Genomic DNA, 7,947 nt, shown 5'->3' on the forward strand with positions numbered 1-7,947 from the left:
AATTTGATTGCTGCAGAATACGTTGCACGTTTTAATTTCGTCATTTTTTCACCCAAATTTGTATGCTTATCAGCATAACATTTCTTTCTTAATGGGTGGCCAAAATCACTGTACCACTACATTTGCACCTCAGTATGCAATGAATCGGGCTCATCAATAGGTAGTAATTCTCTAAAGTATTTATTGTAAAAGTCTTCTGGCTCAAGAATTAGCTCATGGCCAAGTGTACCTGCATCTAATGTGCGTTGAGTTTGAAGCGTGCGCTTAACCTCAATACCTGATAAATATCTACGATAGTAATGAGGAGGTGACTCCTTAAATTCTTTAAGTTGAGATGAGCTTAAAGCAGGGAGGCTATGGTACAAATCATTAGGCATATTAATGTAAATGCCTTCAATTAACTCCCCTTTAGAATCAACATAGTTAGGCTCGCCATTAGCATCGAAAGCTTCTATGGCTTTTTCTACCCAATTACTTAACTTAGGTGCAAGTTCTTCATTAGAGATAGCTTCTTGAATCTCATCAAGACCATAATTTAATTGTTTTGCTGCTGACATTGGTTTAACCCTTTAACTATTTATGCCAACCATAATGCCATAGATAGAAAATCAGGCTACTAACCTAGAACGGCATAATAAACATGTAGTTAAGACTAATAACCATTGTGCTTAATCAGTATGATTTTATTTTTGATATGAAATATTGGTTACACAATTATGGTGTCACACCATAATTGTGTATGTTTGCTATGGCACTTCCTCCCCCCAGGGTACTCACGTATATGGGTGGCCTCAAGCAATCACTATGGGAAACAGGTCAAGTTACTGCCCTTATTTTAGCGTTTCAACCCCGAACTATGGGAAACAGGTCAAGTTACTACCCTTATTTGAGCGTTTCAGCCCCGAACTATGGGAAATAGGTCAAGTTAACGCCCGTATTTGGGCTAGTTAAGCTACCACTATGGGAAATAGGTCAAGTTAACGCCCGTATTTGGGCTTGTTAAGCTAACACCATGGGAAACAGGTCAAGTTAACGCCCGTATTTGGGCTTGTTAAGCTAACACTATGGGAATTAGGTCAAGTTAACGCCCGTATTTGGGCTTGTTAAGCTAACACGATGGGAATTAGGTCAAGTTAACGCCCGTATTTGGGCTTGTTAAGCTAACACTATGGGAATTAGGTCAAGTTAACGCCCGTATTTGGGCTAGTTAAGCTACCACTATGGGAAACAGGTCAAGTTAACGCCCGTATTTGGGCTAGTTAAGCTACCACTATGGGAAACAGGTCAAGTTAAGCTGAAAGGCTCTCTAGTTATTCTAAGAGGATAGTCCTATCTACAATATTAAATATTAAAGTTTCAACTTTTTTTGACTTGATAGAGCTTGTTTTACATGCTGTCTTATAAGAAACTTCCAATGGCGTCTCCTTGTTTATACGCTTGATAGCAGGATCTAAAAAGCTTCGCTTCATTTCTGCAAAATTCTCCTGCTGTGATATTGGTAGCAAGTAGCGTTCTGTTAGCCATTCGGGGGATATAACCCAAATTCCCGTGTTTTTCCACTGGCATAGATTTTCGTAGAGTCGCATTGCTCGACTGTTATTTATCTTGCCGCATTCGTGCAAGTAAAACATGGTGAACTTCTCTGAAAGGCCTACAATATAATTTATTAAACGCGGGTTAAAATCTACTCGATACGACCCCCTACCACGCCTTGCGGCTTTCTCTATTAGCCAAGGCCGCTCAATCTCTTCGTATTCACCATCTTTTAAGAAAAATTTAACTGTACTTTTACTTATATATTCTAAGCCGCTTTTTACATCTCTTGAAGCTGCTTCTAAACTGACTGAAAAGAGCATTTGGTAGTCGGCAACATAGATATTGAATTCACAACTTGTAAATTCAATATCTTTATTTTCATTGCTTTTTAATTGTGAAAAACACATCTATAGAACTCGTTTAGCCTTCAGTGGAAGGTAGTACGCAGCCTCTGACATTTCATTAGACTGTGTAATTAAGTTTTTCTTATTGCCACTTGTTAACGCTTTCATATAGTCACTATGGATATTTAAAATTCATCCCCATATTACAATGAGAATAATTGAAATATTATCAATTAAACTTGACCTATTTCCCATAGTAAGTTGACCTAATTCCCATAGTAAGTTGACTTGATTCCCATAGTAAGTTGACCTAATTCCCATAGTAAGCTGACCCGTTTCCCATAGTGCTTAGCTACAGCTCATGATTGGCAAGGTCTTCAGCCTGATTAAAAAGCTTATAAAGCTCTTAAAACTCATAAAGATCATAAAGATCATAAATAACCTGTGGAAAACTATCAGTTATAACCCCATAAAGAATACTATTTTTGTTTTTAACAAATAAAAACAATGAATTATATTTAGTACACATACTAAATACATCGGTAATCCCAACCAGTAGCCAGATTTTTCAAATATGTTTAACTACTGAAAAAACTGGAGGCAAACAATGTCACATAACAACTACATCGATTTATTTTTAGATAAAGAGTTTAGAGCAAAACTTATAGCTACGTATGAAACTAATAAAATTGACCGTTCATTTGATGTGAATGAAATTAATAGCCAATTACGTGAACTCTTTGCTTGGATAACATCTCAAGTCAACAAACAGAAGATGTATAGCAACCGTAAGCCTAGCTTTGACAGCATTAAAACTAAAGAATTAGCCCGGTGCATTCTTGAAATTGTCAACATGGGCCTATCTATTAACCCATATGACAAAGAAGCCTATTTGTTTATTCATTGGGAATCTCACTGTGAACAAGTATTCCCGACGGTTCAAATTGGTATCCAGGGCATGAATCAATTTTACGGCGCTTGTTCTAAAATCAAATCTATAAAACTCACATGGCAGATGATGCTGGAATAAGTGCCTTGATTAACTTTACCAATCGCTGTGTACGCAACGTTATCTTACACAGAACATTTAATAGTCTCGCTAATTTATTAGGTTTACTGCCGAACAACAGAAATATTAATGATTCAGGCGTTATTGTTAAGGTTGAACAACAAAAACCTAACGTTGAGAAAACTGCGGTTTTAGCTGAGGAAACAGTGAGCGATGAGGATTTTGCAGCTCTCTTGGCCAATCAATTAGATTAGTAGTCAGATTATTCAAATGGCCTATAGTGGCCATCTCAACATGACTGATTAGAAGGTAACTATCGTGCGTAGAATTATTATAGCTATAGCTGAGCACTACAAAAGCAATAAGACAGCGAAAATCACCCAGCTTGTTCAAGGTCAATATAACAGTGTAATTATTCACGAAAACACGCCAATTTCTTTACACGAAGTCAATGAATCGAACATATTGCTTGCCCTGAATGAAACCTTGCAAAAGTTAGCGCTAGATTTAAATGAACTCCTTAGTTTTGTAAATATTGTGCTTGAAATCGACCGTAACACCAAGTGTAGTGGTTAATAAAATTGACCACTACAAATAAATCTCATGTTGGTCAGGGTTATCTTCAATTAAATGTTATGAGCACTCTAATGAAATCTATAAAGCAGAAAGCGACTGTTTTGAAGCTTCGAAACTATTTTTTCACCTACCTTTAAGTTAAGAAAAGGCTCGCACCTTGATTTTATACGTTTATCAAACCAAGCTTCTTCTTCTTCCGAAGGGTTTTTATTTTCCGAGAGAGTACAATCGCAAATGAGACGACCATATAAGTTTGTATGATGACGTCGTAATGTTTCAAGAAAGATAATAGGGTTTTCATTTATATCCACTAAAATGCCAGTCTGATCAACTTTATAAATAAGGTGTTCGCCCAAAAGGGAATTCCTAAGATAAGTTTCTATAGAAATATGATAATCGTTATTAATTTTACGTTCTTCATGGAATTGTATTTTACATAAAGTTAAATTTTTCACAGAAAATCCTTTTAAAAGTGTTTGTAGCTATTTTACCCGTTGGATATCCCAAATATAATATTATAAATTCCTTGGATATCATTGTACTTTTTAGCAAAAATAGCGAAATATTTTTCCTAACTAACCAGTCTGGATGAGTTAGTTAGGGTAGTAATGAGTAGCTCTAGGCCGTAAAACAGACTTTCAAACAATATAGTTCCTTTGGCTAAATAGTAGGGCTTATTATACACGAACTTTAAAAACGTGCTCATTTAGCAAGAATAACTTATGTTTTTATTTCAGGTTTTTAGATAGTAATAGTATAGTTTTAATCAGTCATATAGTGTTTTTTAGTAGTGCTGTTACTACTAAACCTAAAGTAGTTTTGATTTCCAAGCTATTTTAACTATTTCAGTTTGTAGCTTTCCTTGATCTATTGCGGATTCTTTTTTACAGGTTGTTTCATTGTTTTTTATAAGATAAAGGTAATTCTTGTTTTGCTAATACGTCATTTTCAGAGCACCCTATTATTTCAAGGACACTTGGTGCGCTTTTTAAGGATTGCATCCTATTAAAACTCAGAGCGGATATGTTTAAAATTGATTCGTTCTTATTTAATAGATACCATTCTTTGAACTCTTCTAGGAATTCATTATATTTAGCTTCAAATTCTGGTTTGTTCTCAATACTTTTCTTTATCACTATATTGAGAGAGCTATATAAAATATCAATGTTAGAAGCAAAGTCTTTATAGAGTAAAGAGCTCTCTTTATCTCCTTTTTTTACGGTAATCTTAGCGGATATATGTATATAGTTTTCATATCCATCTTGTACGTTAACTTTATCTGCAATACTCAATATAGCAATAGAGTCAAAGTAATTTGCTAACGGTAAATTCAACGTTTTTTCCATGTTGTATTTCTTTGGCTTATTCTCTTTTTCTGCGCTGCCATTGAGCCTGTATATCAATGAGTTCAGTTTTTCAATTAAATGCAAGTAGTACCTCTTCCATGAATGATTGTTCAATATTTCTTCAACTATTTATAAAGTTATAATAGAGTGCTATTTAAGCGATATATAGACTAGGCGGTGTCTAATTTAAGAATTAACTTTAATGAATTTCCTTATTCGATTATTAAAATCAGGTTCCCCATATATGTGTTAGTTACATAGTGACCTGTTTCGTTGTAACTCACTACCCAAATTTTAATATAAATTTTGTTTGTACGGCTACTTGTTTTCAGAATTTATATGCATTCTGAATATTGTATTTACATAAACTTCAGATAGCAATTAGCAATTAGCAATTTTTATTGAAATAAAGTTATCCACTTATTAACAGACCCTATAAATTATATAATTACTATAAAGAACTATGAAAAACTATAAAGACTATAGGTTTTTTAACTTGTTGATTCTAAATTACTTTATAGACTTTTTGGATCTGTTAACTGGTATTAATGATCACATACTTGGTGTAAGTGATCATATTTATGGTAAGTTCGATCAATTAACTGGTGTTATTGATCATATAACTGGTATTAAGAATACATATTTATGGTGTAATGCTGATCATTTAAGAAATAGTTAATAGCACTTGAACGATCTTCTAGGTGTGTAAGAATCCGAATTCTCTTATGCAACTTTCTAATGTTCTCAATTATCAATAACATGGCAAACGACGAGGAGTTAACGCCATTTAATACCACTGAAAAAGAGTATACAATATGAAGTTATTCTGACATTAAGGCGTAATGATAAATTAGTCCAGCTTAGCAGTAACCCAAGAGCAAGAAAAATGTGACTAACGCTGCCTGACCAGATTAGTCGCAAAGTTAGCGACTCGAAAAATAAAGGGTAAGTCATACGGTGTGGTGACATCTATGATAGATCCGATATCCGTCAGCAGATATAGGGGATTCATACAGTCATCGCTTGGAGATAGAGCCTGGTCATCGTGAACAAAAGCAATATATGCTTGTTGAAGTCGTTTACCAGCGCCTGTGAAACAAGAACTGTGGAGAGTATTGCTTACTTATAATATGGTACGATATCAGTGATTAAAATGTGTCACACATTAGAAGGTGATTATTTACCTTATTAACTAAGTTCCCCTCGTTCAGTCAAGGCAAGACCGCAGCGGTACGCTAGAAAAAAAAACCGTTCACCTTAAGTGAATGGCATTAACATTTATAGTGTCATAACTTAATAATCTATGTCTTTTGTTAGCTCTATTAACGCATCAACTTCATCCCTCAACTTCTTTTCTTTCTCTATTTCTATGCTTTTACTTTTAGTAGTATTTGTAGTTAGTGCTCTTTCAACCTTCTTTGCCTCTTCATCTTGGCCAAGGTACTGATAAGAAAACATAAGTTTTGTTAATTCTTCTGTGGATAATTTTTCCTTTTGAATTAACTGCTTTGAAATAAGCTCTTTAATAGTTTTAAGTGCTTCATGATTATTAAGTTCTTCTGTAGTCCCTTTGTTCAGCCATCGAATAAGAAATTTTATTTGTGAAATTCGTTTTCCTTGTGTTTTAAGTTCGTAGCCCATTTCATTGCTATCGCTTTCTAAAAACAAAAACTCTTTTTGAGCAATAGGATGGTAACGAAGAATTTCGATGCTATCTCTAATGCATCGCTTCATGAATACGCCATTATTTTTGAATGAACTTTTGTTTTTCTTTAAGCGTCCGCTTTCATCTAGTAACCCAAAGAGGCCTTTGAGTTCATCTATGTATATGTAATGCATTTCGTAACCGCCTTTTTTAAAGCGGCTTAAAATCTCATACAATCGTTTTGCATACTCCTGCTTAATATCCAGGTAGGTCTTTGTAGTTATTAGTGCAAATCCTTGTTTGTATTCAATATATTCACTTTCTAGCATGTCATTAGGGACCATTGTCAAAACCCCTTTTTTATACTTTATATTTTTAAACAGTGGTTTATAGTCAAACTCAAGATCACCTGCACTTCCCTCTACTTTTATACCTATTTTGTAACTTGAAAGCCTTTCCGCTGCAGGGGATAAAATAGAACCAACATGTTTGGAGTTAATATTTAGCCATTCAGACAACTGACTTGCAGTAAAATTATATTGGGGGGTGCTTTTTTCCCAATCTGAGTCTTTCATCTGCGCCATCATAAGTGCAAACAAGTCAGCTTCACGTTGTGATAAATCCTTTCTACTAAACACAAGCTTATGACCCTGCTTTATATGCTTAGGTAAATTGGATCGTGAAATTGGGTTTGGGTTCAATTTTTTTTCCATAATAACACCAGCTTTATGTACTCTATATATGTAAATTACACAATTATGGTGTACATGACCAGTCTAATGTACTCCATATTTTTAAATTATATATTTTTACATCCGTATCCTACATTTTGAAATAACATAATTCTGGTGTTTATGTGTATATTACATTTTGAAATAACATGATTCTGGTGTTTATGTGTATATTACACTTTGAAATAACATAATTCTGGTGTTTATGTGTATATTACACTTTGAAATAACATAATTCTGGTGTTTATGTGTATATTACACTTTGAAATAACATAATTCTGGTGTTTATGTGTATCTTACGCTTTGAAATAACATAATTCTGGTGTGTGACACAACTTTGTGTCCTTTATTACCTTAAATAACATAATTCTGGTATTGATAAGCAATATTATGTCTCTTAACTCTCTAGTTATTTACTTTTACACATGGAAGCCTATTTATTAGTAATTAATCGATACTATGTTGTTCCAAAATCTGCAACTATGAATACATAATTCTGGTATTTTAAGTGCTCATAGAATCTTATTTTATAAAAATCGAATAGGTGAATTGTAGAGCTATGTTTGGATGGGATTAATATCTAAAGTTATGAGCAAGTCATTACTATAAATTACACAATCATGGTGTGTTTCCTAAAATTGTAGTGGTACAGTGATTTTGGCCACCCATTAAGAAAGAAATGTTATGCTGATAAGCATACAAATTTGGGTGAAAAAATGACGAAATTAAAACGTGCAACGTATTCTGCAGCAATCAAATT

General features: G+C 33.9%; 8 protein-coding genes and 1 pseudogene. 4 read left to right on the forward strand and 5 right to left on the reverse strand.

Annotation, left to right across the window (positions count from 1 at the left end):
* Positions 1 to 116: 116 nt before the first annotated feature.
* Together I6E70_RS20400 and I6E70_RS20405 are read right to left on the reverse strand one after the other, a co-directional pair.
* Positions 117 to 557 (reverse strand): hypothetical protein, encoded by a 441-nt coding sequence (locus I6E70_RS20400; protein WP_197189488.1) that lies wholly within the window; start codon positions 555 to 557, stop codon positions 117 to 119.
* Between the two features lie 753 nt (positions 558 to 1,310).
* Positions 1,311 to 1,943: a RepB family plasmid replication initiator protein gene (locus I6E70_RS20405; RefSeq protein ID WP_197189489.1), complete on the reverse strand. Its 633-nt coding sequence runs from the start codon at positions 1,941 to 1,943 to the stop codon at positions 1,311 to 1,313.
* 544 nt (positions 1,944 to 2,487) lie between these two features.
* Here I6E70_RS20405 and I6E70_RS20410 point away from each other — a divergent pair.
* The 3 genes from I6E70_RS20410 (at position 2,488) to I6E70_RS20420 (ending at position 3,465) form a co-directional block, all read left to right on the forward strand.
* Positions 2,488 to 2,910 (forward strand): hypothetical protein, encoded by a 423-nt coding sequence (locus I6E70_RS20410; RefSeq protein ID WP_197189490.1) that lies wholly within the window; start codon positions 2,488 to 2,490, stop codon positions 2,908 to 2,910.
* On the forward strand, positions 2,889 to 3,143 hold the full coding sequence (locus I6E70_RS20415) for a hypothetical protein (protein ID WP_197189491.1): 255 nt from the start codon (positions 2,889 to 2,891) through the stop codon (positions 3,141 to 3,143). Before I6E70_RS20410 ends, I6E70_RS20415 begins: the two co-directional genes overlap by 22 nt.
* A 64-nt stretch (positions 3,144 to 3,207) precedes the next feature.
* Positions 3,208 to 3,465, forward strand: a complete 258-nt coding sequence (locus tag I6E70_RS20420; protein ID WP_197189492.1) for a hypothetical protein — start codon at positions 3,208 to 3,210, stop codon at positions 3,463 to 3,465.
* Positions 3,466 to 3,533: 68 nt separating this feature from the next.
* Here I6E70_RS20420 and I6E70_RS20425 read toward each other — a convergent pair whose 3' ends face one another.
* On the reverse strand, positions 3,534 to 3,920 hold the full coding sequence (locus I6E70_RS20425; protein ID WP_197189493.1) for a hypothetical protein: 387 nt from the start codon (positions 3,918 to 3,920) through the stop codon (positions 3,534 to 3,536).
* Positions 3,921 to 4,361: 441 nt separating this feature from the next.
* On the reverse strand, positions 4,362 to 4,895 hold the full coding sequence (locus I6E70_RS20430) for a hypothetical protein (RefSeq protein WP_197189494.1): 534 nt from the start codon (positions 4,893 to 4,895) through the stop codon (positions 4,362 to 4,364).
* Positions 4,896 to 5,571: 676 nt separating this feature from the next.
* On the opposite strand from I6E70_RS20430, the pseudogene I6E70_RS20765 reads away from it, so the two are divergent.
* Positions 5,572 to 6,000, forward strand: a pseudogene (locus I6E70_RS20765) (IS4 family transposase); the annotation flags it as partial.
* A 104-nt stretch (positions 6,001 to 6,104) separates the two neighbouring features.
* Here the strand turns inward: I6E70_RS20765 and I6E70_RS20435 are convergent.
* On the reverse strand, positions 6,105 to 7,169 hold the full coding sequence (locus tag I6E70_RS20435; RefSeq protein WP_197189495.1) for a replication initiation protein: 1,065 nt from the start codon (positions 7,167 to 7,169) through the stop codon (positions 6,105 to 6,107).
* Between the last annotated feature and the right edge of the window lie 778 nt (positions 7,170 to 7,947).

This window comes from Pseudoalteromonas sp. NGC95, assembly GCF_015864705.1.
Lineage (GTDB): Bacteria > Pseudomonadota > Gammaproteobacteria > Enterobacterales > Alteromonadaceae > Pseudoalteromonas > Pseudoalteromonas arctica.